Below are 24,686 nucleotides of genomic sequence, written 5' to 3' on the forward strand. Positions count from 1 at the left end.
ACATTGCTCTCCAGGACATTGGGATTCGGCACTTCATCTGCGGTTCACGCGAAGTCTTGAACACATATTCCCTCGTCGTCACCATTCTCCTGTCAAGCGTCCAGAGAAAGCGAGTGCCCTCCATGTCCGTGAAGAGCCTCCGACAGACGGTCCAGGGCCTCCTGCCGTCCCTCACCCCGGTGCGGTTCGTGGCCGAGGACGGCACCCCCGTGGCCAAGCCCCCGGCCGACTACCGTGAGCCTTCGGTGGAGGCCCTGCGCGAGGCCTACCGGCGGATGGTCCTGGGGCGCCGCTTCGACACCCAGGCCACCGCGCTCACCAAGCAGGGCCGGCTCGCCGTCTACCCGTCCAGCCGGGGGCAGGAGGCCTGCCAGATCGGCGCCGTGCTCGCACTGCGCCCGGACGACTGGCTGTTCCCGACCTACCGGGACTCCGTCGCCCTGGTCACCCGAGGCATCGACCCGGTCGAGGTGCTCACCCTGCTGCGCGGCGACTGGCACTGCGGCTACGACCCGGCCGCCACCCGCGTCTCCCCCCAGTGCACCCCGCTGGCCACCCAGGTGCTGCACGCCACCGGCATGGCGGAGGCGCAGCGCCGCAAGGGCGAGGACGGCGTGGCGATGGCCCTGATCGGCGACGGCGCCACCAGCGAGGGCGACTTCCACGAGGCGCTGAACTTCGCCGCCGTCCTCCGCGCGCCGGTCGTCTTCTTCGTCCAGAACAACAAGTACGCGATCTCCGTCCCGCTGGCCCGGCAGACCGCGGCGCCCGCCCTCGCCTACAAGGGCATCGGCTACGGGGTGCGCTCCGAGCAGGTCGACGGCAACGACCTGGTCGCCGTGCTCGCGGTGCTCACCGACGCCGTCGCGCACGCCCGCGCCGGGCACGGCCCCGTCCTGGTCGAGGCGCACACCTACCGCATGGACGCGCACACCAACGCCGACGACGCGACCCGCTACCGCGACGCCGAGGAGGTCGAGCGCTGGGGCGCCGCGGACCCCCTCAGCCGGCTGGAGGCACACCTGCGGGGCCGTGGCGCCCTCACCGACGCCGACGCGGCGGCGGCACGGCAGGAGGCGGAAGCCCTGGCCGCGGACCTGCGCACCCGCATGAACGAGGACACCACCGCCGACCCGATGGAGCTCTTCGATCACGTCTACGCCGAGCCCACCCCGCAACTGCTGGAGCAGCGCGCCCAGTTGGCGGCCGAGCTCGCCGAGACCGCCCTGACTCAGGAGGACTGACCCATGGCCGAGACCACCCAGGCCACCAAGGTCACGATGGCGCAGGCGCTGAACACCGCGCTGCGCGACGCACTGCGCGAGGACGACCGCGTGCTCGTCTTCGGCGAGGACGTCGGCCCGCTCGGCGGCGTCTTCCGCATCACCGACGGACTGACCCGCGACTTCGGCGAGGAGAGGTGTTTCGACACCCCGCTCGCGGAGGCCGGCATCGTCGGACTCGCCGTCGGCATGGCGATGGGCGGCTTCCGGCCCGTGGTGGAGATGCAGTTCGACGCCTTCGCCTACCCGGCGTTCGAGCAGATCGCCTCCCACGTCGCCAAGCTGCGCAACCGCACCCGGGGACGGCTCACGCTGCCCATGGTGATCCGCGTCCCCTACGCGGGCGGGATCGGCGGAGTCGAGCACCACTGCGACTCCAGCGAGGCCTACTACGCGCACACCCCCGGCCTGAAGGTCGTCACCCCGGCGACGGCCGAGGACGCGTACTGGCTGCTGCGCGACGCCATCGCCGACCCCGACCCGGTGGTCTTCCTGGAGCCGAAGAAGCTGTACTGGTCGAGGGAGGACACCGACCTGGAGCGGCGCGGTGCGCTGCCGTTCGGGCGGGCCGCCGTACGGCGGGAGGGCCGTGACGCCACCCTCGTCGCCTACGGGCCGTCGGTCCCTGTGGCGCTGGCCGCGGCCGAGGCCGCGGCGGCCGAGGGTATCGAGCTTGAGGTCGTCGACCTGCGCACGATCGTCCCCTTCGACGACGAGACGGTGACGGCTTCCGTACGACGGACCGGGCGCTGTGTGGTCGTGCAGGAGGCACAGGGCTTCGCCGGGGTCGGGGCGGAGATCGCCGCGCGCGTCCAGGAACGCTGCTTCCACTCGCTGGCCGCACCTGTTCTGAGGGTCTCCGGGTTCGACATCCCTTATCCGCCACCGAAGCTGGAGCACGCGCATCTGCCCGGCGTCGACCGGGTCCTCGACGCCGTCGACCGCCTCCAGTTCGGCGACGAACCTGACACCCGGCATCTGCTGAAGGGATCGCTCGCATGACCACGGCAACGAGCCTGGAGCAGCTGTTCCGGCTGCCCGACCTCGGCGAAGGGCTGACCGAGGCGGAGATCGTCGAGTGGAAGGTCGCCGTCGGCGACACCGTGACCGTCGACCAGCTCGTGGTCGAGGTCGAGACCGCCAAGGCCGCGGTCGAGGTGCCGGTCCCGTACGCGGGCACCGTGCTCCGGCTGCACGCGGAGGCGGGCACGGCGCTGGCGGTGGGGGAGCCGCTGATCACCGTAGGGGTGGGCGCCCCCGCCGGGGCCGACGGGTCCGCCTGCGGGCCCCGGCCCGAGGAGGCGGGTGGCGCACCGGAGCCGGTGGTGCCGGCCGACGCGGCGGCGGAGCGTTACCGGGAGGAGGAACAGGCCGGATCCGGCAATGTGCTGATCGGCTACGGCACCGGCCACGGCCCCACGACCTCGCGCCGCCGCCGTCGGCGCGCCGCAGCGGCAGCGGACCCGTCCGCGAGCGCCGTGCCCGCCGGAGCCGCCCGGAGCGCCAGTGCCGCGCAGCGATCCGGCGCGGTCGACAGCGCCGCACCGGTCGGCGGCGCCGTATCCGCGTCGCACGCCGCCCCCGACACCGCGGCCGCCACCGCATTGCACGCCCCCCGGGCGATCTCGCCCCTCGTACGGAGGATGGCCCGGGACCACGGCGTCGACCTCACCGGCGTGTCACCGTCCGGTCCGGCGGGAGTCGTCCTCAGAAGGGACGTCGAGCAGGCCATCGCCCGGGCCGGGCAGACCGCGAGCCCGAACCCGGCCGACAGGGCCGCGGCCCCCGCCCCCGCATCGCAGGAGCCGACCACGGCGGCCGGCCCCGAGCGCATCCCCCTGCGCGGAGTCCGCCGCGCCGTCGCCGACAAGCTCTCCCGCAGCCGGACCGAGATCCCCGACGCCACCACCTGGGTCGACGTGGACGCGACCGGGCTGCTCGAGGCCAAGAAGGCGCTGGAGTCCGCCGGATCCGGCACCCGCATCGGCCTGCTGGCGCTGTTCGCCCGTATCTGTGTCGCCGGACTGCGCCGCTTCCCCGAGCTGAATTCCACCGTCGACACCGAGCGCCGGGAGATCCTCCGCTACGACGAGGTGCACCTGGGCTTCGCCGCCCAGACCGAACGCGGGCTGGTCGTCCCGGTCGTCCGCGACGCCCACCTCATGACGACCGTCCAACTGGCTGCCGAACTCGCCAGGTTGACCGAGCTCGCCCGCGGCGGGAACCTGCCGCCGCACGCGCTGACCGGAGGCACCTTCACCCTCAACAACTACGGGGTGTTCGGCGTCGACGGATCCACACCGATCATCAACCACCCGGAGGCCGCCCTCCTCGGCGTGGGCCGCCTCGTCGACAAACCCTGGGTCGTGGACGGCCAGTTGACGGTCCGCAAGGTCACACAGCTCTCCTTCAGCTTCGACCACAGGGTCTGCGACGGCGGAGTGGCCGGTGGCTTCCTGCGCTTCGTGGCCGACTGCGTGGAGCGCCCGGCGATCCTGCTCGCGGACGTCTGATCCGCCGACCTCACCCGTAGGCCCTCGGCCTGGCCCATCACTCCTCAGCCCGTCGCCTCTCCGTCCCTGACCCGCAGCCCTTCCGTGCATCCGCCCCTGGGCGGACTGCGTCCACCGATCCACCGAACGTTCGGCCAGGAGTTCCCGATGTCCACCGACTTCTACGCCCGCCACGCGGACCTGCTCCAGCAGGCCGTGGAGCACGCCGCCGACCGCGGCTACTGGACGCCGTACCCGGAGACACCCAGCACCTCCGTCTACGGAGCCGAGGCGCCCCAGCAGGGCGAAGCCGCCTTCCGCGACCTCCTCGGCAACCCCTTCCCCCTCGAAGGACACCCCACCGCCGGCACCGTCCCCGCCACCGAGTTCTCGCCCTACGGCTTCCCGCTCGACGTCAGCTACCCCTACCTCGCCCCCGACACGGCCGTCGCCACGGCCAAGGCTGCTGCCACGGCGTGGCGCGCCGCGAGCCCCGACACCCGGGCCGGAGTCGCGGCCGAGATCCTGGCCCGGCTGAACGCGGCGAGCTTCGAGATCGCGCACGCCGTCCAGCACACCACCGGCCAGCCGTTCGTGATGGCCTTCCAGGCCGGTGGCCCGCACGCCCAGGACCGCGGGCTCGAAGCGGTGGCGTACGCCTGGTACGAGCAGAAGCGCCACCCGGCCACCGCCCGCTGGAGCAAGCCGCAGCGCAGGGGCGGCCCGCTCGCCATGGACAAGACCTTCACCCCGGTCGGACGCGGCGTCGCCGTGCTGATCGCCTGCAACACCTTCCCCACCTGGAACGGCCACCCGGGCTTGTTCGCGAGCCTGGTCACCGGCAACCCGGTGATCGTCAAGCCGCATCGGCGGGCCGTGCTGCCGCTGGCCGTCACGGTGCGCATCGCCCGGGAGGTCCTGGCGGAGGCCGGATTCGACCCGGACGTGGTACTGCTCGCCGCCCAGCGCCCCGGCGAGCGCACCGCCACCGCCCTGGCCACCCACCCCGATGTGCGCATCGTGGACTTCACCGGGTCGAGCGAGTTCGGCGACTGGCTGGAGACCAACGCCCGCCAGGCCGCCGTGCACACCGAGAAGGCCGGACTGAACACCGTCCTCGTCGACTCCACCGACGACTACGCGGGACTGCTGCGCAACCTGGCCTTCTCGCTCGCCCTCTACAGCGGCCAGATGTGCACCACCCCGCAGAACATCCTGGTCCCACGCGAGGGCTTCACCACCGACCAGGGGCCGCGCACGGCCGACGAGTTCGCCACCGACCTGGGTACGGCGCTGGACAAGCTGCTCGGCGACCCCGCGCGCGCCGCCGGCACCCTGGGCGCGATCGTGAACGAGGGCGTCCTGAACCGGCTGGAGGAGGCGGCGACGGTCCTCAGCGGCCGTATCGCGCACCCCTCCCGGGAGCTGGCGCACCCCGAACACCCCGACGCGGTCGTCCGCACCCCGCTGGTGGCCCGGCTCGACGCCGGGGCCGACGAGAAGACGTACACCAGCGAGTGGTTCGGACCGGTCTCGTTCGTCATCGGCACCGACTCCACCGCGCACGGCCTGCGGCTCCTGCACGAAACCGTCCGGCGGTACGGCGCGCTGACCGCCTCCGTGTACACCACCGACGACGACGTGCTGGAGGCGGCCCGCGAGACCGCTCTGGATGCGGGCGTGCACCTGTCGGAGAACCTGACCGGCGCCGTCTTCGTCAACCAGTCCGCCGCCTTCAGCGACTTCCACGGCACTGCGGCCAATCCCGCCGCCAACGCCGCCCTCACCGACCCGGCCTTTGTCACCGGCCGCTTCTCGGTGGTCCAGTCCCGCCGCCACGTCCCCGGGGAGGAAAGCAGCCGTGTCTGATGCCGAGGTCTGTCTGATCGACGGGGCCCGCACGCCCGCAGGGCCGTCACGGCGGCACCCTGGCCTCGGTACGCCCCGACGACCTGGCCGTCCTCGTCGTCGGTGAGGCGGTACGGCACTCGGCGATCCGGGCCGACGCCGTGGACGAGGTGATGCTCGGCACGGCCGGCCAGGCCGGCGAGGACAACCGGGACGTGGCCCGTGTGGCGGGGCTGCCGCACACCGTGCCAGGACGCGGCGTCATCCGGCCGTGAGCCTCCGGCCTGACGGCGGACTCCTGGCCTGGCTCACCGAGGCGGTGCCGCGGATGGCCCGACCGGGTGCCGGGCCGGACACGGCCGTCCTGCCGCCTCACTCGGTGCCCGGCCTTCGGGCGGTTGCGGCGCGAGTACCGCTGGTCCAGCCGGAGGGATCCGCGCCGGATCAGTCGGCGCGTACGGCGCGGCTGTCGCCGATTCAGTAGCGGCGCTGCGCCTCCGCCATGCCGGTGGCGTGCAGCACCTGGCGCACCGGGACACAGAACCGGAAGGACTGCTCCGGCAAGCACAAACACCATGGCCTGCTCGTGATCGCGCTCACCGAGGGCCGACTGCTCCGGGCCTCGGCGGCCGGGCCGGGGGCACCGCCGCCGATCCGACGGCGGCCCGTCCCCCTGCGGGAACTGGCAACGCACAGCCTCGCCGTGCCGCCGCCGACCACGGAGCGCGGACAGGCCATCGTGCAGGCCTGCCACCAGGCCGGCTTCACACCCACGGTGCGCTACGTCACCGCCGACATCGCCGCCCAACTCACCCTCGCACGGGCCGCCCTCGCCACCGCGCTCGTCCCCCGGACCGCCATCGACCCGGTCGCGCCCGGAATCCGCACGGCGCCTGTCGAGGATCGCCCGATCCTGCGCCTGCTGTTCGCCGCGACGCGTCACACCGAGACCGCGAACCCGACGACCACGGCCGTCGTCGCAGCGCTGCGCACAGTCACGCGGCAGGATCGCACCCAGCGCCTTCGGCCGGCCTAGGACACGCCCTCGAGGGGTCGCAGGAAGCGGCGCTCGTACCGTTTGATGCAGCGGGTCTCACGGGCCAGTTCGAATGCTTCCTGGCACTCCGGGTCGGACATGCTGTCCGTGCGGTACTGCTCGTACGCGGCCAGGCTGGGAAAGGAGAACAAGGCGTAGGCGATGTCGCTGTCGCCCTCGCTCGGCAGGAAGTAGCCGTGGTGCGTCCCGCCGAAACGGTCGACGAGCCGGACCCAGCGGCGACCGTATTCCTCGAAGTCCTCCAGCTTGTCGGCGTCGATCTCGTACTTCAGATGAACAGTGATCATGCCTGCAATCATGCGCACACCCATTCATGTCCTTTGCGTCGGCTGGGTGTGCCGTGGGGGAGACTGGGCCGGCATACCTGCCGGCCGGTGCCCCGCCAAGCCGTGCGCATGGTCAGGCGGTACCGGACGGCATCTGTCCGCGGATCGCGAACCCCGTGGCAGTGGCCTCGGCCAGGTACATGCTCTGCCGCAGCCGGCCGTCGGCTCCCACCGAGACCCTGCCGCGCGGTCCGGCCAGAGTGAGACCGTGCAGGGCCTGGGAGACCTCACCGCCCCGCGGCGACCCCGCTTTCCGCGCGGCCCGGGCGAACAGTTGCAGGCCCTCGTACGCCGACTCCGTCAGCGCGGAAGGTGACGGCGCCCAGGGGCCGAATGCGGCCCGGTAGCGTCGCAGGAAGTCGGCGTTCTCCGCCGTGTCCAGGGCGGAGTAATACGGCAGACAGGACCAGACCCCGCTGCCCGCGGCGCCCAGATGCTCTCGGGTGCTCTCCTCCAGCAGGGGTGCGAGCGTACGGATACGACGGCGCAGCCCCGCGGCGTGGAACCGTCGCTCGAAGTCGATCGAGCTCCACCCGACCAGGCTGGAGAGCACCAGGTCGGCGCCGGACGCCTCGATGTCCTCCAGCACGTCGTCGAAGGACGACTCGCCGAGCCGGACGAGGCGCTCGCCGACGACATGCCCGCCGTGGTGCTCCGCGATGCGGCGGCCTCGCGTGCAGACGGCCCGGGGCCAGGAGTAGTCGTTGCCGATCAGGTACCAGGAGCGACCGCCGCTCTCGCGCATCAGCGACGGAACCGCCTGCGCCAGTTGGTCCGCCACCGACTCACCGAGCCGGAACAGCGTTCCGTCCTGCACACGGCTGCCCTCGTTCGCGGCGGTGTAGAGATACAGCAGGCCCGACGCCCGCGCGTAGCGGCTCACCGCGTTGAAGGTCGCCGAGCTGTGTACGCCCACCACGGCCGCCAGGCCGCGCCGCTGGTCGAGTTCCCGCAGCCGGGCCAGCCCCGTAGCGGCGTGGGTGCGATCGTCGATCACCTCGATCCGCACCGGCCGGCCGCCGATCCCGCCCTCGGCGTTGATCTCCTCGGCCGCCAGCGCCGCGCAGTTGGCGGCGGCCCGGCCGAACAGGCCGGCACTCCCCGACATGCTGGTCAGCAAGGCGACACACGTCTCGTCGGCTCGCCTCTCGCTGTCCGGCGCCGCCCAGCTCAGGCCGCCCGTCATCCAGCCGAGAGCCTCCTGATCGAGTTCGGTGACCGTGCGCACCCGCGTGCCCCCGGGTTCACGGGCGAAGGTGATGGTGATCCGCCCGGTCCACGGTGTCTCGTGCTGCAGCACGATCCGCCGGTACGGCCGCATCTCCACGATGCGTGCCGTGCCCCGAACGGTCGTCTCGCCCCCTGGGGCCGCGAACGGCAGGGGTATGTCGATGCCGGCCGCCGCGCCGGGCTGCGCGTGCTCGAACCGCGCGGAGAACAACCAGCCCGGGCCGCCGGTTCGTCCGAACATGCCGAACGCCTCGTGCGGGGGCACACCGAGGTGCGTCTCGTTGACGAGGACGATCTCGTGCATGGGCTCTCCTCAGCAGGCCGTGACAAGGCCCGGCTGACGGGCACGCCGGGAGGCGTGCCCGTCAGCCGTCATCCGCTCTTCGCTTCACGCAGCCCGCCCTCCGGCCGGTCTGCTGCCACCCCTTGGTCGGTGGGCAGCGACTGCTCATAGATCTGGCGCAGGAACGCGATCGCCGCGTCCGCGCGGTTGGGACCCAGGCGGTACCGCCGGTGTTTGCCGTCTCGGATCTCGGAGACCAGTTGCGCGTCCCGCAGGACCCTCAGGTGCGCCGAGACCGCGGTCCGGCCGATCGCCGGGAACGCGGCCGCGATGTCTCCGGCCGTGGGTTCGTGTTCCGCTGCCAGCAGGGCCAGAATGGCCCGACGGGTCGCGTCGTTGAGGGCACGGAATACCAGGTCGCTCTCGTGGCTGTGGTCGATCACTTCCTGGGACCTCTCATCCTTTCGGAATGCGGCGCCAACCGTGATTCGGTGACAACGTGCCAATATATGTGTACCCGTTGACTTTACCGTTTCCGTGGCCGCCGGGCCAGGCCGGGGCGGGTGCTCAGGGCGCCATCCGGCCCGCCACATGCTCGACGATTCCCTCGTGGACCTGCCCCTCCTCGGCGATCTGCCCCTTCTCCATCAGGTACCACCGGTCCGCCACGCCCAGCGCCATGTCCAGGTGCTGCTCAGCGAGGAGTACGGCGACGCCGGCGGCAGCGAGCCGTCTCACCGCCTCGGCGAACCGGTCCACATTGGCGGGCTGCAGGCCCTCCGTCGGCTCGTCGAAGACGCACACCGCGCCCGGAGCCGCGACCGTCCGGGCGATCGCCAGCATCTTCTGCTCCCCGCCGGAGAGGGTTCCCGCACGCTGGCGTTCCCGGCCCCGGAGGAAGGGGAAGAGCTCCGCCGGCTCCGACAGATCGCGGATCCCGGCCAACCGCAGATTCTCGGCCACGGTGAGTCCGCCGAGCACCGGCCGGTCCTGGGCGACCACCCGCAGCCCGCCCCGCCTGCGCCGGGAGCCGGGCCAGGCGGTGACATCCCGGCCCGTCAGGAGCGTCACCCCGGCGTCGGCACCCAGGGTGCCCGACACCGCGGACACCAGCGTCGTCTTCCCGACACCGTTGCGGCCCAGCAACGCCACGACCTCGCCGGGCGCGACCGACAGATCGACGCCGCGCACCACCGTGGTTCCGGCGTAGCCCGCGGTGAGCCCACGGATCTCGAGGGCCTTCCCGCCGAGGGCACTCGAAGCATCCCGGATACTGGAAGGAAAGATGCTCATGACCGGCCTCCCGCCGCCCGGCCGACGTAGACCGCCGACACCTCGGAATTCGACTCGATCTCCGCCACCGTCCCGGAGGCCATGACCTCGCCGTCGCGCAGCACGGTGACCCGGTCGGCGACGCTGCGGATGAAGGCCATGTCGTGCTCGACGACCAGGACCGGCAGCGCGTGGTCGCGGACGAGTCCACGGAGCACCTCGGCGACCTGCTCCGTCTCGCTCCGGGTCATACCCGCGGTGGGTTCGTCGAGCAGCAGCACGTCGCAGCCCGCGGTCAGCGTCATGGCGAGCTCCAGCAGCTGCTGCTCGCCGTGCGAGAGGCTGCCCGCGGGGGTGTCCATACGGCCCGCGAACCCGGCGGCGTCGAGGACGAACCAGGCCTCCGGCGGCAGATCGGCCGTCCACGGCTGGCGCACCAGCGCGAGCGCAGCGTGCGTCCTGCCCCACCGGGCCAGGGCGAGGTTCTCCGCCAGGGTCAGTGAACCGGCGACGCTCGGGGCCTGGAACTTGCGGCCCAGTCCGGAGCGGGTCAGTTCCCACGGAGGCCGACCGGTGACGTCCCGCCCGTTCAGCCGCCAGGATCCGTCGGTCGCCGGCGTGAACCCGGACAGCACGTCCAGCAGTGTCGACTTGCCCGCCCCGTTGGGACCGATGAGGCAGTGCACGCCCGGTTCGGTGAGGTCCAGGTCCACCCCCCGCAGCGCGGTGAAGGGACCGAAGCGGCAGCCGACCGACCGTACGACCAGTCCGCCGTCGGCCCGGCCGCCGGCCGACGGGGCCGCCGTGCCGAGCACCACCTGCCGGGCCCCGAACCACCGGGCGGGCATGCGGCGACGGACGACGACCGCCACCCCGTCGGGGACGAAGACCACGGCGGCGACGAACGCCGCACCCGTCGCCAGCAGCCAGTAGTCGAGCGCCGCGTCGGCCAGCAGGTTCGCACCGGCGCTGACCACCAGCGTGGCGACCACCGGTCCCCAGATGGTCCGCCGCGAGCCCAGCATCGCCCAGACCACGAAGTTCGTGCCCATGACGAGCCCGATCAGACTTGGGGAGACGAACTGGACCTGAAGCACGTACACGGCGCCCATCAGCCCGGCCACGACCCCGGTGAAGGTGAACACGCCGGTCTTCGCCGCTCCCACGTCGTAACCGAGGGCGGCCATCCGGCGTTCGTTGTCCCGTACGGCGGCCAGAGCGACACCGTACGGGCGTCGCGCGAGACTCGCCAGCAGCACGATCACCAGCACCGCCAGACCCGCCGTGACACCTCGGGCGGCGGTCGGGGTGAACGCGAGCGCGCCGATGTGGAAGCGGGGGACGTCGGTCAGGCCGTTGAAGCCGCCGGTCACCCCGGTCCAGCGGCCTGCGACCTGTTCCGCCGCGAGCGCCACGACGAAGGTGGCGAGGGCGAAGCCGACCGCGTCCAGCCCGCGTCGCAGGCCCACCGCCGCGATCAGCCGTGCCACGACCCCGCCGAGCAGTGCCCCGGCGGCCAGCCCCGCGAGTGATCCGTATGCCCCCGCGTGCAGGCCGAACCAGGCACCCGCGTACGCCCCCACGCCGAAGGTCACGCTGTGACCGAGGTTGAGGATTCCCGCGGTACCCCAGGTCAGGGCCAGCGCGGCGGTCACCGTGCCGAGGACCAGGCACTGGGCCAGCAGTCCTCCGGCCCAGGGCCCGGCGAGGACGGCAGCCGCGGCTGCCAGCGGTACGGGCAGCAGTTTTCGGACGAAGGGGTTCATGAGGCCACCCGGAAACTCGCGGAGGGACGGACCTGCACTGCCAGGAACGCCAGCAGCAGTACTGCCAGGCGGGCCAGAAGCGGGTCGGTCCAGAAGGTCGTCAGGTTCTGCACCGCCGCCAGACCCAGCGCGGCGATGAGCACCGGCGCCACGTGCCGCCCGGCCACGATGACCACGAGGAAGGCGGTGAAGACGTAGTCCAGGCCCATGTCGGGCTGGACGTTGGTGACGGGTGCGACCAGTGCCCCGGCGGTCGCGGCGAGGCCCGCGCTCGCCGCGAACACCACGAGGTTCACCCGCGTGGAACGCACTCCCAGGGTCTCCGACAGCGCGGCGTCGTCGGCGACCGCGCGGACCCGCAGTCCGAGGGAGGTGAACCGCAGCACGGCAAGGACCGCCACGACGACCGTCACCGCGAGCCCGGTGAGCAGCAACAGGTAGGTGGGGAAGTAGACCCCGAGCACCCGGGTCGCACCGGGCAGTGGATTGGCCACCATCCGGTAGTCCTTGCCGAATTCGAGCTGGATCAGCTGGCGGATGACGATCGACAGGCCGAAGGTCGCCAGGATGGAGAGTTCCGGTGCCCGGTACAGCCGACGTATCAGCAGTACCTCGGTCAGGGCGCCCACCCCGAGACCGACGGCGGCGGCCGCCGCCAGGCCCGCTGCCCAGGGCAGGCCGTGGTCGGCGGTGACGACGGAGCCGTACACCCCGATGGTGAGGAACTCCCCGTGCGCCAGGTTGATGATCCGCATCAACCCGAAGGACAGCGACAGTCCCACGGCCGTCAGTGCCAGGATCGCGGCGGAGGACAGTACGCCCAGCGTCAGGGCGATGGTCTGGTCCATATGTCCGTCACCCTGCGCATGTGCTGTCGGCCGCGACGGCGGGGAAGGTCTTCTTGATCCTCACGGCGCCGTCGGTCACCTGCCCGACGTAGACGGGCTGGGTGGCGGTCCTGTTCTTCTCGAACGTGACCTTGCCCGCGGGCGCGTCGAGGGAGAGCCCGCCGAGCTTGGCGGCCACATCCTTCGCCTCGGTGCTCCCGGCCGCGTTGGCCGCCTGAGCCCATGCCTTGATGGCGACGTAGGTCTGCTCCGAAAGGGAGGTGACGGTCGGGGCCTCGGGGCCGAACTTCTTCCGGTACGCCGTCAGGAAGGCGGAGTTGGCGGGGGCGTTCAGGGACTGGAAGTACCCGAGCGAGGTGTACATCCCCTCCGTGACCTTCGGGCCCATGCCGGCCAGCGTGTTCTCCTCGTAGAGGATTCCCAGCCGCTGCGCCTGGCTGTTGCCCAGCCCGGCGTCGTACGCCTGCTTCTCGAAAGCGATCGCGTCGCCTCCGACGAGGGCGGGGAGCAGCAGTCCGGGGTTCGCCTGCCGGATCTTCTGGATCACGGCCTGGAAGTCGGTGGTGCCGAGCGGCACGAACGCCGTCCCGACGACCTCCCCGCCCGACGCGGTGATGTACTGCTTGGCCGCATCGAGGCTCGCGCGTCCCCAGGCGTAGTCGTTGCCGAGCAGGAACCACTTCTTGCGGCCCGTGGCGCTCTGCGTCCAGGGGATCGTCTGCTTCAGCTGCTGGCTGGGGACTTCGCCGTTGGTGAAGAGGTCCGGGTCGCAGGTGCCGCCCTCGAAGACGGGTGTGTACATGTAGAGCGTGCCGGCGGATCTCGCCTTGGGCAGCACAGCCTCCCTGGTGGCGGAGGTGTGCATGCCCACGAGCACCGAGACCCCGTCGGAGTCCAGCAGGCGGGTGGCCGTCTGTCTGCCGGTGTCGGGGTTGGTCGCGTCGTCGCCGATGACCACGCTGACCTTGCGGCCGAGCACCCCGCCGGAGGCGTTGATCTCCTGGACCGCGAGTTCCGCGACGTTCCTCGTCGCCGGCCCGAAGAGCCCGGCGGGCCCGGACATGCTGGTCAGCAGGCCGATCTTCAGTGCGCCGCCGGAGTCGGACCGCTGCTTCCCGGCGCTCGACTTCCCGCTGTCGGTGGCGCAGCCCGTCAGCGCGAGCGCGGAGGCCGCCGTGACGGCGAGCCAGGTCTTGTTCAGGTGGTTGGACTTGATGGTGGGCACTTTTTCCTCCAACATGTCATCGCGTGAGCGAACGATGACATGAGCCTCAGGGGTGGTCAACCCTCGAAAAGCCGCAACCAAAGCCGGCGTCGTACGGGCGGCGGCGCAGTGATCGTCCGTGAGCTGTCGAAGCGGATCCGCACGAAGGAGCAGGCCATGAGCGAACCCACTACGAAGGAACCCGGCACGCAGACCGGCCGGGCGGCGCTCGCGGGCGCGCGCAGTCGGCACGAGGCCGTGCAGACGTCCTTGGAGCGCGCCGAGGAGACGGCCCACCTGGGCGGCTTCATCACCCTCGACCGTGATGCCGCCGCCAAGACTTCCGACGAGCCGGGCCCGCTGTCCGGCATGACCCTCGCGATCAAGGACAACATCCACGTCGCCGGGCTGCCCAACACGGCCGGCACCCCCGCCCTGCGGGACTTCGTCCCCCCGTGCGACGCGCCGGCGGTACGGCGGCTGCGCGACGCCGGTGCCGTCATCCTCGGCAAGGCCAACATGCACGAGTTGGCGTTCGGTATCACCAGCAACAACCAGGCGTTCGGCCCGGTCCGCAACCCGCGCGACCCCAGCCGTTTCGCCGGTGGCAGCAGTGGCGGGGTGGCCGCGCTCGTCGCGGCCGGGGTGGTGCGGGCGGGCCTGGGCACCGACACCGGCGGCTCGGTGCGTGTCCCCGCTGCCGTCACGGGCATCTGCGGGCTGCGGCCCACGGTCGGGCGCTACCCCGGGGAGGGTGTGACTCCCCTGTCGAGTACCAGGGACACCATCGGTCCCATGGCGCGCCGGGTCGCGGACCTGGTTCTGCTGGACGGTGTCCTCAGCGGTGACGACGCCCCGGTCGTCGCCCGATCGCCGCGGTCGATCCGGCTGGGGGTGCCGACCGGTCACTTCACCGAGCCGCTGCAGGACGAGGTCGCCGTCCAGTGGGAGACGGCCCTGCGCGACCTGGCGGCGGCCGGTGTGGACCTGGTCCCGGTCGATGTCAGCTCGTTCACCGCGGGCGAGTTCGCGACCGGTATGGCCATCGTGCTGTACGAGACCCGGGTGGAGTTGTCCGCCTACCTGGCGAAGTACCGGCCGCAGACGGACCTCGCCGCGCTCGCCGCCCTCATCGCGGGCCCCGACGTGCGCGGCGTCTTCGAGGGCTGCATCCTCGACGGGGCCCCGGGCCTGGTCTCCGAGGACGTCTACCGCGAGTGCCTGGCCCAGCGCCGGCGCCTGCGCGCGGCCTACGCGGACACGTTCGCCGCACACGGCCTGGACGGCCTGGCCTTCCCGACCACCCCGGCTACCGCTCTTGACCTGGCCACCTGTGACCAGGGCATGATTCTGCGCGGAGAAGACGCCGACACCTTCGGCACCTTCATCCGCAACACCGGCCCGGCCAGCGTCATCGGAGCCCCCGGCCTGAGCATCCCCATGGGCCTGGCCACCAACGGCCTGCCGACGGGCCTGGAGATCGACGCTCCGGTCGGAGCCGACCGCGAACTGCTCGCCCTCGGGCTGACCGTTGAGGAGATCTGCGGCTGAAGTTCCCCTGAGTCAGGGTGGGCGGTGCGCTTCTCCAGCAGTCCGCCAAGGGTGCCGCGCTCGTCCGCTGTGAGCACCGGGCCCCGTCCTGCTCCCGCGTCTTCTGACACCATGCGGCAGGAGCGGTCGGCGGGGGACGGACTGCCCACCGCTGCCGTGGCCCTGGCCGCGGTTCGACGGCCTCGTGGGCCGTGTGGTCGACCTCGCGTCGCCGGGCGCGGCCCGGAGTTCTGTGCAGATTGTGGCTCATCACGATCACCGCCGTCGTGGGGGTGATTCGCCACCGGATCAGCCGTCACCACAATGGCCCGCCAGACCGGTTCCCTACTGGGCGTAGCCTGACGGCCACCCTGCTCGGCACGCCCCGTACGGCGAACGACGCACTGACCGCGGAGGGCGCGTCACTGATTTCGGTATGGGCAAGCCAAGAAGCACCTCCCAGTCTTCACGGCACGTGGAGTGACAAGGCGTACCCAGGTGGGCCCGGCGCACAATGGGTATCGACACCGGTGTCGCGCAGAAGGGCGTACGGGTGGACGAGCATAGGGCCACGTCGCCGATGACCCGAGGCGCCGCCATAGCCGAGGCGGACGCCAAGGGGCTGGTCACCGGGTGGAGCGACACGGCCCGCAGCCTGCTCGGCTTCGAGAGCAGGGACGTGCTGGGCCGCCCTGTGACAGAGCTGCTGGCCGAACCCCTGCCGCCTGATGCCCTGCACAGCCTCGCCGAGTCGGACGGGTGGACCGGCACGGTCACGGTCCGGCACCAGGACGGCCACCACGTCGAGGTGCGGCTCGAGGCATACCCGCTGCGGCACTCTGACAACGCGGTCCGCTGGTTCCTGAGGGCCACCGCGCTGGAGCCGACCGCGCGGCTGCAGAGGTGGGCTCTGGAGCAGTTCCCCGTACCGGTGGCTCTCTTCGACCAGGACGGGATCGTGGTGTCGACCAACTCCGCGATGGAGAGGGTGACAGGCAGCCCCTCCTGGCAACTGCGGGGCCGGCGGATGGGCGAGTCAGCCGACAGCCTCCGGCGCCTTCCCGGATTCGAGGGTCTCGGCGACGCGGGGCAGCGAGTCCTGCGCACGGGGGAGACGGTGCCGTACGAGGCTTGGCTGCAACCCCACGGCGAGCCCCGCGAACACGCCTGGCTGGTGTCCCTCAGTCCGTTGAAGGACAGTGCCGACCGCGTACGAGGCATGTGTCTGGCGGCCATGGACAGTACGGACCAGCTCCGCGCCCGACGCAGACTGAGCGTTCTGAACGAGTCCAGCGTCCGCATCGGCTCCACTCTCGACGTGACTCGCACCGCCGAAGAACTGACCGAGGTGTGCACGGAGCACTTCGCCGACTTCGCCCTCGTGGACCTGCTGGATTCCGCGCTGGCCGGGGACGAGACGGCGCCCCCGCCCGCTACCGCGCCCGTCTTCCGCCGCACCGCCTGTTGCTCCGTGCTGGAGGGCTGCCCCGAGGTGACGATTCCGGTCGGCGCCCTCCACGGCTACCGCGAGGGCTCGCCGCAAGGGCGCGTGCTGACCGACGGCCGCGGCATGTTCCACGCGGTCGACGACGCCGGCCGACGCTGGTGGGCCGCGGACTCCCCCGACAGCGTCCGCAGCATCGACGAACACGGCATCCACGCCCTGTTGGTCGTGCCCCTGCGCGCCCGCGGCATCACGCTCGGCCTGGCGATCCTCGGCCGCCATCGAACCCCTGAGCCTTTCGACGACGACGATTTGCTGCTCGCCAAGGAACTCGCGGCGCGCGCGGCGGTCTGCGTCGACAACGCCCGCCGCTACACGCAGGAACGCGAAACGGCACTCGCCCTCCAGCGCAGCCTGCTCCCGCAGCACACTCCCCGGCAGGCGGCTGTCGAGGTCGCGTCCCGCTACTGGCCCACAAGCTCCCGTGCCGGCCTCGGCGGCGACTGGTTCGACGTCATCCCCCTGTCCGGTGCACGGGTCGCTCTCGTCGTCGGCGACGTCGTCGGCCACGGGGTGCATGCGTCCGCCACGATGGGCCGTCTCCGCACCGCCGTACGCACGCTCGCCGATGTCGATCTGGCCCCCGACGAGCTCCTCACCCACCTTGACGACATCGTCCTGCGTCTGGACTCCGAGCAGGCACCGGACGCTGCCGGGGAACTGCAGAGCCCGGGCGAGGTCGGCGCCACCTGTCTCTACGTTGTCTACGACCCCGTCTCACGCCGCTGTAGCGCAGCCCGCGCCGGTCACCCCGTCCCGGCCATGGTCACGCCAGATGGGCACGTCTCATTCCTCGACCTGCCGAGCGGACCACCCCTCGGGCTGGGCGGTCTGCCGTTCGAAACCGCAGACTGCGACCTCCCCGAGGACAGCGTCCTAGCCCTCTACACCGACGGACTGGTCCACGCCCCCGCTCTCGACCTCGACGACGGACTGGCCCTGCTCCGCCGAGCCCTCTGCGGGCCCCGCCGTCCACTGGAGGAGATTTGTGACGGCATCCTGCACAACCTCCCCGACCAACCCACCGACGACGTCGCCCTCCTTGTGGTCCGCACCCGCGCGCTGGAAGCGGGCCGGGTCGCCACCTGGGAGGTACCAGCGGACCCCTCGTGCGTCGCCCGGGCCCGTGCGTTGGCATGCAAGCAATTGGCCACCTGGCATCTGGAGGACCTCGGATTCGTCACAGAACTCGTCGTCAGTGAACTCGTCACCAACGCCATCCGGTACGGCGGATCTCCCATCCAGCTCCGCCTGATCCGTGACACGGCGCTCATCTGCGAGGTCTCGGACTCCAGCAGCACTGCCCCTCACATGCGCCGAGCCCGGATCTTCGACGAGGGAGGCCGCGGTCTGCTACTCGTCGCCCAGCTCACCCAGCGCTGGGGCAGCCGCCTCACCCGCACAGGCAAGACGATCTGGGCTGAACAGGCTCTCCCTACCAGGCCGGCAGGCCGTGGCTCGTGAGATGCCCATCTCGGCCGCGACATGCGCGACCGGCCGGCCTGCGCAGACCCGCTCGACCAGCCGCCGCCTGCCGTGAACGGTCAGTCAGGCATCACGGTGGGACACGAAGACTTCCGTGCGGTGCAGTCATGGACAGCTCCACCCCACCGGGTATCAGCGTGTCCACCACTCAAGGTGAAGGTCCGTCGTCGCCGGTCCATCGCCGACCACATGCGCTGCAGCCTGGTCGCCGACGCTCCGCAGATGGCGGCCTCGACCCGCGGCAGCATGGATGGCGCTGTGTTCCACTCCGACCACGGCGCCCGATACAGCTCCCGGCCCTTCGCCGATCCCTGCGGCCAACCCCGTCGCCGGCTGCAACCCCATCACCTACGCCCCGCCTGCCTCTTCCGAGGCGGTCGCTCCTGGCCGGACCTCGCCATCTCCCGCGGACCCGGCTGATGTTCCAGTGCTGGACTACGTGGTTCCACGGATGTCCCTACATGAGGTGATGCGCCAGAGTCGTACACGTACTGGGGCCTTGCGGTGCACCCGTCCGCATCCCCTTCGAGTCCGAAAGGCACTGGCACGTGCAGCAATTGATCGGTGCGCATTGGAAAGAAGCCCTTCGCCTGGGGCCTGAGACCCGCGCCCACCACATCTTGTGGCCTGCCTCCTTTCCGGGCACACCCCGTGCCCGTGGCCCCGCACACGCGCTGGCCGCGCTGCTGTTCCTCATCGCGACGTCCCCGCCCCTGGCGTTGTTCATGGCGATACAGGTCCTGACGATGTGTGAGGTACTGGGCGGCAGACTGCGAGACGCGCGTGGGGTGGGGCATCGGCTGCTGACTGCCGCGGCCTGGATCCTGTGGGCGCTCACGTTCCTGTATTTTTTGTCCGCGTTCACGGGCGTTCCGGACGTTCATTCTTCAATGGTTCCCCCGGAGCTCGTCTCCCAGGTACGGTCGCTGCTGGCCTCGGCGGCGGTGTGCTGGCTGGTGGGGCTGGCCGCCGGATCGTCGGCGGCGTGGGTCACGTGGGTCCTCTCGGATTGCCGGGTACGGCCTGTGACGCTGTACACGGTGTGGCTTGCCACAACCACCATCATGGCCGCCCTGGCTATTCGCTGAGGCCGTCAACGACCTGATCGGCCGGCTCGCCCAGATCATCGACACCCCGCAGCATCGGCGCGAACCTTCCCCGCGGTGCCCCCTGCGGCACCGCCGCCCAGGCTCGCGTCGGCACCTGGGAAGCGCCGTTGTGCGCGAAGTGCACCAACCCTGACTCGGAGTTCTGGTGCCGTTGCCCGGTCCGCGCTATCACCTGGCAGCTCAGCGCCCGCCCATGCCGGCGATGCGTCCTCGACCAGCAAGTACGCGACCTCCTCGACGGCGCCACTAGGGCCCTCAGCCCTCAACTCGCCACGTGGGACGCAGTGTTGGCGAGCGCTGACCGCCCGGGCGATGTGACGGACCTTCCGAGCCGGAATGGAGGCGTAGCCGCTGCCTCAGGGCTCCGTCGTTCTCGTGATTGGCCGGGAATGATCACGCGAGTCCGAGGGGCGCCAGCGGCCGGGCCATGTCTCGCCCGTGATGGCTCAGGCCCTCGGCGATGTTGTCCCGTCCTGCCAGTCGGAGAGTGCCGATGGCCAGGTTGCGCGGGGATGCCATGGCGTGGGGAGCGGTGCCGGTGCGTACGCGGGGAATTGTCCTCGGCGAGTGTGGTGTCCCTGACGTGGTAGATCTTGTTCTCGATGCCCCAGTGGCCGTGGACGCGGCGGACGATCTCGGTTGCCTCCGCCTGTTCCGCGGTCAGGTCGGTCACCCATAGACACGTTGCGGCAGACATGTCAACGGGTCTGGGGCTACGGCGGGTTATGTCTCGGCGCCGTCGGCAGCGATGCGCCGGATCCTCGCGTGGGCCGATCCCGGCAACTGCCCTCGTATCGCCATCGGGACTACGGGCGGGGTTACCGCGGTCACCCACTGCTGCGGTCTACGTGAAACCACGCAGACCACTACGGGACTTGGGGCCGCAACGCTGCGATCGCAAGCCTGCGGGGGATGATCTCCGTGACGGCGAAGCCGCGAGGTGCGCAGGGGAGGCAGCCATGTCGGACGCACTCGAGGGCCGGTCGAGACGGACTCGCATCGTCCTGGTGGTGTTCCGCCTGGCCATGGCGGTGGTGATCGCGCTGTTTGCCTGGCGGACGTACGAGGAGATGGCCATCGCCAAGGCCCGTTCCTCGGGGAACCTGGAACGGGCGGACGCCACCGTCGTGAACCGGACGGAAGAACGTAGGGAGTCGCTCGGCGGCGCAGGCCAGGACCGCACCTCAGAGACGTTCGTCTGGTACGAGGTCACGCTCGAACTGCGGGTGAACGGCGAGCTGCAGTCGGTGAAGGGCGGCGGCGGCCGCAGGGTGCTGGACGTGGGCGACCATGCCCAGGTCGGCCTGTGGCACGGACACGTCATCGAGCTCGACGGGTATTACGTGTGGCGAGGGTGGCACAGCGGCCTCGGAGGCAACACCCTCCTCGCGTTCTACCCCTTGGCGATGGGCTACCTGATCACCCTGGCGGTGGCGGTACGCATCCGGATGGCGCGCCTGGGGGGCATCGATGAGACCTTCGTCTTCGACATTGTGCTCGGCATCATCGTCGCATGGGCCACGATCGCTGTGCTGGCCCTGGCCCCCGCCGTCCTCGGCACCGACCATCCCCGGTTCTGGCCGCTCATGCCGGTGGCCACCGGCACCACGGCCTCCATGCTCCTCATACGCGGGCAGCTCCGGCGCATGCAGCTCCGGCGGCTCCGGCGCCGGCAGAGAAAGGCCACCCGCGCCGGCAGAGAAAGGCCACCCGCGCCGGCCGACGACACCGATGCCGAGGGCGCGCCCGCTCGGCCCTGAGCACCGTGACGGAGGGGGTGGTCAGCTGTCCGGACCCGCGGCGAGCTCCACCGTGAACGTCGTCGCGCAGGACATCGAGGAATTGCATATGTCCAATTGATGAGGATGGAAGCCATGGGGATGGTGGAAACGTACGGGCCGCAGCCGGATCCGAAGCGGAGACAGCAGCCGGCGGCTCCCGCGCCCGGTGGGAGGTGGTCGCACCTGGCGACCGGGGCGGAACTGGCCTTCATGGCGCAACTCGTTGTCGCGGGAGCGGTCTTCCTCGCCACCGCCGGCATGCGCGACGACCACGGCATCGGCTTCGCCGGTGGCGCCCTTGCCTATGCGCCCCGGGTGCTCTTCCTCGTGGTCCTCGCCGGGTATCTGCACTGGCTGCTGTTCACCCTGCCCGCCATGGCGCTGGCCCGGCTCGTGGCGGCCCCGCGGTGAGATAGCCCGCATGGTGGCGCTGGGCATGTCGAACAGCGACATCGCCCACGCACTGGTCATCTCGCCGAGGACGGTCGAAGCACACCTCACCCGTATCTTCCGCAAGGCCGGCGTGCGCTCCCGCATGGCACTCGCCGCCGCACTGACACGCGCCGCGCCCTAGATTCAAGGAATTTCGTAGCTGGCGATCCCACAAAGATCTCACGGTTGCGGGGAGGCTCCCGGTACGGATCGGCATGGACCGGCGACCTGGCAGTTGGCCTGTTTGCCCAGCGCCCCGCAGTACTGGTGGGCGACGCCGACCGACATCCTTCCGCCCTTGGGGAACGACACGTCATCGACCGCCCAGGCGCCCGGGCCGATCTGCGGCACCAGCCGCTCGGCGATCCGCCGGCGCACCGGCACCAGATCCCAGGTGGACTGGTTCACGAACTGCTGCAGGCTCTGTTCGTTGCCGTCCGGCAGACGTGAGGCCATGGCCTGGATGGACTTCCGGCGACCGTCACGTCGTTTTGCGATATGACGGCCGCGCTGATTGCAGAAGTCCTTGAGATCGACGGTTCGCTCGCCGTTGAGTTGCAACCAGCGGCTGACAGGGCGTCCACTCCGTGGTGGCAATCACCGTCGCCGGTTGGCACAGGCCCTCGCCGCGATGGCCTGGGGAAGGCCGACGGCGCGGGCGGGTCGTCGGATTAGTCAGTGGTACCAGCCGGCCGGTGCCGGTCGGCCCCTCGAACTGATCCCTCAGCCGCCCGGCCGGCCACGCATCCCGTCGAAGAGGACCGCCGTCACAGCGTCGGCCAGAGCCGTGACCGGCACTCCGCCCTCCGGCCGGTACCACTCGATGAGCGAGTTGACGGTGCCGAACAGCAGCCGGGCCGCGAGATGCGGATCGATGTCGGCGCGGACGCCGCCCTCGGAAGCCGCACGGGCGACCAGGTCGGCCACGCGGTGGTCGAACTCACGGCGCCGCTCCAACGCCCGACGTTCCACGACGCTGTTGCCCCGCACTCGCAGCAGCAGGGTGACGTACGGCAGCTCGGCGACGAGCACCTCGACACTGCGGTGCACGACCTGCTCCAGCCGGACGGTCGCCGTGGTGTCCGGGGCGTCAGCCCCGTCCGCCTCGTCGAGTACGTAGAAGAGGGCGTCCAGCGCGCGGCCGACGGCGAGCTCGAGCAGTTCGCCCTTGCCGGAGACATGGTGATAGATGCTCGACTTGCTCAGGCCTAGGCGCCTGGCCAGCTCCTCCATGCCCGTGCCGTCGTAGCCGCGCTCGTTGAAGACGGCGACAGCGACCTCCAGGACGGAGTCACGGTCGTAGACGGGCCGGTCACGACGGTCGGCAGGGCTTTGCACAGGCCTTGTGTTCACCCGGCCATTGTCGCAAGAGGAGCTGTCACGCCCGCCGGAGATCCTTGACACGACGGAGCTTGCCGAGAGACCGCTCCAGGGTCTCGGGGTCGACGATCGCCACCTCGACGGTGACGCCCACGCCGTCCTTGATGCCCTGGCCGATCGCCCTGGCGGCGGCATCGCGCTGTTCGGGGGCGGTGCCAGGGCGGGCCTCGACCCGCACGACCATGTGATCCATGCGGCCGCGCTCGGTGAGCTGGATCTGGAAATGAGGGGCGACCGAGGGCGTGCGGAGCACGATCTCCTCGATCTGGCTGGGGAAGACGTTCACTCCACGCAGGATGATCATGTCGTCGCAGCGGCCGGTGACCTTCTGCATCCGGCGGAAGGCGGGCCGGGCCGTGCCGGGCAGCAGCCGGGTCAGGTCGCGGGTGCGGTAGCGGATGATCGGCAGGGCCTCCTTGGTGAGCGAGGTGAAGACCACTTCGCCCTCCTCGTCCTCCGCGAGCACGGTGTCCGTGACCGGGTCGACGACCTCGGGGTAGAAGTGGTCCTCCCACACGTGCAGCCCGTCCTTGGTCTCCACGCACTCCTGTGCGACGCCGGGGCCGATCACCTCGGACAGGCCGTAGATGTCGACGGCGTGGATGGCCATGCGCTCCTCGATCTCGCGGCGCATCTCCTCCGTCCACGGCTCGGCCCCGAAGATGCCCACCTTCAGGGAGCTGGTTCGCGGGTCGATGCCCTGCTTCTCGAACTCGTCGAGCAAGGTGAGCATGTAGGACGGGGTGACCATGATGATCTCGGGCTCGAAGTCCTGGATGATCTGCACCTGGCGTGCGGTCATGCCGCCGGAGGCCGGGATCACCGTACAGCCGGCTCGCTCGGCCCCGTAGTGCGCGCCGAGGCCGCCGGTGAAGAGCCCGTAGCCGTAGGAGATGTGCACCTTGTGGCCGGGGCGGCCGCCGGCGGCGCGGATCGAGCGGGCGACCATGTCCGCCCACATGGAGAGGTCGTTGTCGGTGTAGCCGACGACCGTGGGGCGGCCGGTGGTGCCGCTGGAGGCGTGGATGCGCCGCACATCCGCCATCGGCACGGCGAACATGCCGAAGGGGTAGGTGTCCCGCAGGTCGGCCTTGGTGGTGAAGGGGAACCGGGCCAGGTCCTCCAGCGACCGGCAGTCGTCGGGCCGCACACCGGCCTCGTCGAATTTCTTCCGGTACAACTCGACGTTGTCGTACGCGTGTCGCAGCGTCGATCGCAGACGATCGAGCTGGAGTTCTCTCAGCTGCTCCCGCGTCAGGCGCTCGCCGTCGTCCCGCAGGTCGTGGGGGAGGGGTTCTCCCAGACGGGATGTGGGGGCCGCCGTGGCCGTCGTCTCGCTGCTCATCGCGACTCCTTCGTGGTCGTGCTCGGCGTCCGGTGCGCCGTCGTGTCCCTGGTCAAGTGCGGTGCCGTGCCGGTGATGCTGCGGCTGCGTCCGCGGAACTCCGCGATCACCTCTTCGTCGCGCCGGACGCTCACGTCGTAGATGCCGCTGCGGCCGAACCGGGTGCGCTCCTCGGCGGTCGCCACGAGTACGTCGCCCTCGTACGCCGGGGCGACGAAGGTGATGTCGGCGCCCGCCGCGACGGTCACGGGACCGTGGCTGTTGCAGGCGCAGGCGAAGGCTGTGTCGGCGAGCAGGAACACATATCCGCCGTGGGCGATCCTGTGTCCGTTCACCATCGCCGGGGTCACCGTCATGCGGAGCACGGCGGTCCCTGCGCCGTGTTCGAGCAGCTCGATCCCCAGTCCTCGGGACGCCTCGTCCGCGGAGAACATCGCCTCCGTAGGAGTCGCCTCAGTGGTTTGAGTCACTATTTATGCCACCTTGTCTCCCGACCGAACATTCGGTTAGC

21 protein-coding genes and 4 pseudogenes are annotated in these 24,686 nt (G+C 70.9%); 13 read left to right on the forward strand and 12 right to left on the reverse strand.

From position 1 onward, the window contains the following. Nucleotides 1-122 precede the first annotated feature (122 nt). The 6 genes and pseudogenes from pdhA to BLU79_RS48170 all read left to right on the forward strand — a co-directional run bounded on the left by pdhA (nucleotide 123) and on the right by BLU79_RS48170 (nucleotide 6,659). Complete coding sequence (gene pdhA / locus BLU79_RS11770; protein WP_093905649.1) at nucleotides 123-1,244, forward strand: pyruvate dehydrogenase (acetyl-transferring) E1 component subunit alpha; 1,122 nt, start codon at nucleotides 123-125, stop codon at nucleotides 1,242-1,244. A 3-nt stretch (nucleotides 1,245-1,247) separates the two neighbouring features. After that, the gene (locus BLU79_RS11775) at nucleotides 1,248-2,285 is read left to right on the forward strand and encodes an alpha-ketoacid dehydrogenase subunit beta (RefSeq protein WP_093905650.1); all 1,038 of its coding nucleotides are present in this window, start codon (nucleotides 1,248-1,250) and stop codon (nucleotides 2,283-2,285) included. Continuing rightward, nucleotides 2,282-3,796, forward strand: a complete 1,515-nt coding sequence (locus BLU79_RS11780) for a dihydrolipoamide acetyltransferase family protein (RefSeq protein WP_093905651.1) — start codon at nucleotides 2,282-2,284, stop codon at nucleotides 3,794-3,796. Before BLU79_RS11775 ends, BLU79_RS11780 begins: the two co-directional genes overlap by 4 nt. 147 nt (nucleotides 3,797-3,943) lie before the next feature. After that, nucleotides 3,944-5,644: a phenylacetic acid degradation protein PaaN gene (gene paaN, locus BLU79_RS11785; RefSeq protein WP_093905652.1), complete on the forward strand. Its 1,701-nt coding sequence runs from the start codon at nucleotides 3,944-3,946 to the stop codon at nucleotides 5,642-5,644. Beyond that, nucleotides 5,637-5,895, forward strand: a pseudogene (locus BLU79_RS11790) (3-oxoadipyl-CoA thiolase); the annotation flags it as partial. The gene paaN and the pseudogene BLU79_RS11790, both read left to right, overlap by 8 nt. A 230-nt stretch (nucleotides 5,896-6,125) precedes the next feature. Next, complete coding sequence (locus BLU79_RS48170; RefSeq protein WP_177000984.1) at nucleotides 6,126-6,659, forward strand: LysR substrate-binding domain-containing protein; 534 nt, start codon at nucleotides 6,126-6,128, stop codon at nucleotides 6,657-6,659. Here BLU79_RS48170 and BLU79_RS11800 read toward each other — a convergent pair. From BLU79_RS11800 to BLU79_RS11830, 7 genes are all read right to left on the reverse strand, one after another. Beyond that, entirely contained in the window at nucleotides 6,656-6,967 is a 312-nt protein-coding gene (locus BLU79_RS11800; RefSeq protein WP_093906018.1) for an NIPSNAP family protein, read from the reverse strand. The two genes, BLU79_RS48170 and BLU79_RS11800, sit on opposite strands and share 4 nt — an antisense overlap. A gap of 112 nt (nucleotides 6,968-7,079) precedes the next feature. After that, on the reverse strand, nucleotides 7,080-8,540 hold the full coding sequence (locus BLU79_RS11805) for an ABC transporter substrate-binding protein (RefSeq protein ID WP_093905653.1): 1,461 nt from the start codon (nucleotides 8,538-8,540) through the stop codon (nucleotides 7,080-7,082). Nucleotides 8,541-8,608: 68 nt separating this feature from the next. Then, nucleotides 8,609-8,962: an ArsR/SmtB family transcription factor gene (locus BLU79_RS11810; protein ID WP_177000985.1), complete on the reverse strand. Its 354-nt coding sequence runs from the start codon at nucleotides 8,960-8,962 to the stop codon at nucleotides 8,609-8,611. A 124-nt stretch (nucleotides 8,963-9,086) separates the two neighbouring features. Continuing rightward, on the reverse strand, nucleotides 9,087-9,812 hold the full coding sequence (locus BLU79_RS11815) for an ABC transporter ATP-binding protein (RefSeq protein WP_093905655.1): 726 nt from the start codon (nucleotides 9,810-9,812) through the stop codon (nucleotides 9,087-9,089). Beyond that, entirely contained in the window at nucleotides 9,809-11,557 is a 1,749-nt protein-coding gene (locus BLU79_RS11820) for a branched-chain amino acid ABC transporter ATP-binding protein/permease (protein ID WP_093905656.1), read from the reverse strand. The genes BLU79_RS11815 and BLU79_RS11820 overlap by 4 nt, the downstream gene beginning before the upstream one ends. Further along, nucleotides 11,554-12,405 (reverse strand): branched-chain amino acid ABC transporter permease, encoded by an 852-nt coding sequence (locus BLU79_RS11825; RefSeq protein WP_093905657.1) that lies wholly within the window; start codon nucleotides 12,403-12,405, stop codon nucleotides 11,554-11,556. Before BLU79_RS11825 ends, BLU79_RS11820 begins: the two co-directional genes overlap by 4 nt. Before the next feature lie 7 nt (nucleotides 12,406-12,412). Continuing rightward, nucleotides 12,413-13,630 (reverse strand): substrate-binding protein, encoded by a 1,218-nt coding sequence (locus tag BLU79_RS11830; RefSeq protein WP_177000986.1) that lies wholly within the window; start codon nucleotides 13,628-13,630, stop codon nucleotides 12,413-12,415. Between the two features lie 156 nt (nucleotides 13,631-13,786). Here BLU79_RS11830 and BLU79_RS11835 point away from each other — a divergent pair, with 156 nt between their 5' ends. Together BLU79_RS11835 and BLU79_RS11840 are read left to right on the forward strand one after the other, a co-directional pair. Beyond that, the gene (locus BLU79_RS11835) at nucleotides 13,787-15,160 is read left to right on the forward strand and encodes an amidase family protein (protein WP_093906019.1); all 1,374 of its coding nucleotides are present in this window, start codon (nucleotides 13,787-13,789) and stop codon (nucleotides 15,158-15,160) included. A 493-nt stretch (nucleotides 15,161-15,653) separates the two neighbouring features. Then, entirely contained in the window at nucleotides 15,654-18,107 is a 2,454-nt protein-coding gene (locus BLU79_RS11840; protein WP_256333266.1) for a SpoIIE family protein phosphatase, read from the forward strand. Here the strand turns inward: BLU79_RS11840 and BLU79_RS47395 are convergent. Continuing rightward, a pseudogene (locus BLU79_RS47395) lies at nucleotides 18,093-18,191 on the reverse strand (IS481 family transposase); the annotation flags it as partial. The gene BLU79_RS11840 and the pseudogene BLU79_RS47395 overlap by 15 nt on opposite strands. 111 nt (nucleotides 18,192-18,302) lie before the next feature. Between BLU79_RS47395 and BLU79_RS48945 the strand changes: the two are divergent. The 5 genes and pseudogenes from BLU79_RS48945 to BLU79_RS48180 all read left to right on the forward strand — a co-directional run. Continuing rightward, nucleotides 18,303-18,443, forward strand: a pseudogene (locus BLU79_RS48945) (IS3 family transposase); the annotation flags it as partial. A 233-nt stretch (nucleotides 18,444-18,676) separates the two neighbouring features. Then, nucleotides 18,677-19,216: a hypothetical protein gene (locus BLU79_RS11845; protein WP_093905659.1), complete on the forward strand. Its 540-nt coding sequence runs from the start codon at nucleotides 18,677-18,679 to the stop codon at nucleotides 19,214-19,216. Nucleotides 19,217-20,196: 980 nt separating this feature from the next. Next, nucleotides 20,197-20,997, forward strand: a complete 801-nt coding sequence (locus BLU79_RS11855; protein ID WP_093905660.1) for a hypothetical protein — start codon at nucleotides 20,197-20,199, stop codon at nucleotides 20,995-20,997. Between the two features lie 114 nt (nucleotides 20,998-21,111). After that, the gene (locus BLU79_RS48175; protein WP_177000987.1) at nucleotides 21,112-21,429 is read left to right on the forward strand and encodes a hypothetical protein; all 318 of its coding nucleotides are present in this window, start codon (nucleotides 21,112-21,114) and stop codon (nucleotides 21,427-21,429) included. Nucleotides 21,430-21,439: 10 nt separating this feature from the next. Next, nucleotides 21,440-21,592 carry a response regulator transcription factor gene (locus BLU79_RS48180; RefSeq protein WP_256333267.1) on the forward strand — a complete coding sequence of 51 codons (153 nt, stop codon included), beginning with the start codon at nucleotides 21,440-21,442 and terminating at the stop codon, nucleotides 21,590-21,592. A 41-nt stretch (nucleotides 21,593-21,633) separates the two neighbouring features. Here the strand turns inward: BLU79_RS48180 and BLU79_RS11865 are convergent. The 4 genes and pseudogenes from BLU79_RS11865 to paaI form a co-directional block, all read right to left on the reverse strand. After that, nucleotides 21,634-21,933 (reverse strand): annotated as a pseudogene (locus BLU79_RS11865) (transposase); the annotation flags it as partial. 240 nt (nucleotides 21,934-22,173) lie between these two features. Further along, nucleotides 22,174-22,788: a TetR/AcrR family transcriptional regulator gene (locus BLU79_RS11870; protein WP_093905662.1), complete on the reverse strand. Its 615-nt coding sequence runs from the start codon at nucleotides 22,786-22,788 to the stop codon at nucleotides 22,174-22,176. Between the two features lie 40 nt (nucleotides 22,789-22,828). After that, nucleotides 22,829-24,175 carry a phenylacetate--CoA ligase PaaK gene (paaK, locus tag BLU79_RS11875; RefSeq protein WP_093905663.1) on the reverse strand — a complete coding sequence of 449 codons (1,347 nt, stop codon included), beginning with the start codon at nucleotides 24,173-24,175 and terminating at the stop codon, nucleotides 22,829-22,831. Next, entirely contained in the window at nucleotides 24,172-24,609 is a 438-nt protein-coding gene (gene paaI / locus BLU79_RS11880; protein ID WP_093905664.1) for a hydroxyphenylacetyl-CoA thioesterase PaaI, read from the reverse strand. The genes paaK and paaI overlap by 4 nt, the downstream gene beginning before the upstream one ends. Between the last annotated feature and the right edge of the window lie 77 nt (nucleotides 24,610-24,686).

It is taken from the genome of Streptomyces sp. cf386 (assembly GCF_900103585.1).
In the GTDB taxonomy this organism is placed as follows: Bacteria; Actinomycetota; Actinomycetes; order Streptomycetales; family Streptomycetaceae; genus Streptomyces.